Genomic DNA, 989 nt, shown 5'->3' on the forward strand with positions numbered 1-989 from the left:
CTAGGTGACTGGTGTTAAACAGGGGTTGATCGGCGTAGCCGATCGACCCCTGTTGTGGATTGGGGCGGTAGGTGTGTCGGTGATGTGCCTGGTGGTGCGGGCGGATGTGTTTGCCAGTAATGGTTGTGGGTCTTCTCAGAGGTTCTGGGGTGTCACGGCCGGGGGTGGTGCGGGTGCTTTGATCCGCGGTCAGGCGGTGGCCCAGCCCTGGTTTTGATCGTGGGTAAGTCCGAGGGTGGCGAGCCGGGCGAGGTTGGTCGCGGCGGCCAGCAGGGTGAAGTCCGCGGTGACGCGGAGCAGTCCGCGCATGCGGGCGCGGCGTCCGCCGTGCCGGCGGCGCATCAGATGGGCGATCTTGCGTTCGATTTTGGGGCGGGTGGCCCGGTAGTCGGCTTTCCAAGCCGGGTCCCTCTGGCGGGTCCGGGCTGTGGTGAGGTGGTTTTCCCAGTGGCTGATGGTGATGTGCCGGCCGGTCTTGGACGTGGTGCACTGCGCTCGCAGGGGGCAGTCGGTGCAGGCTGCACCGAAATCGGCTTGTCCGGCATGGCGGGGGTGTCCCTTGACCGGCCGGATCCCGATGGTGACCTGGTTCGGGCAGGTCACCGTTCCGGCGCCGACGTCGAATTGGTCCTTGGTAAATCCGCCGGTTGGTGAGTTCGGCGGCTGGACCTTGGTCTTGATGTCGATCCCGGCGTCGTGCAGCCGTTGCAGGACTTCACCGGCGCCGTAGGCGGCGTCACCGTAGACAGCCGCGTCGCCCGCTGATGCGCCGTCGGGGCTGCCGGTGGGTGGGTCGGTGAGATCGGTGATCAGGTCGGCCGCCGGTCCGGCGTCGCCGGTGTTCCCGGCGGTCACGCTGGTGGCGGTGATGATCTCACTGTCCGGGTCCAGGGCGAGGTGGCCTTTATAGCCGTCGAACCCGCGGTGGCTGGTCTTGTGTCCGTGCCGGGCCTGCGGGTCGACCGTCGAGATCACCCGGTCGGGGGCGA

1 protein-coding gene is annotated in these 989 nt (G+C 67.6%); it reads right to left on the bottom strand.

Going from position 1 to position 989, the window contains the following annotated elements:
- Positions 1–189: 189 nt before the first annotated feature.
- The coding region (locus tag HJC40_RS44975; RefSeq protein ID WP_250010010.1) for a transposase at positions 190–989 on the bottom strand (800 nt) is incomplete at its 5' end.

Origin of the sequence: Actinoplanes sp. M2I2 (genome assembly GCF_023544445.1) — a bacterium.
Taxonomy (GTDB): Bacteria; Actinomycetota; Actinomycetes; order Mycobacteriales; family Micromonosporaceae; genus Actinoplanes.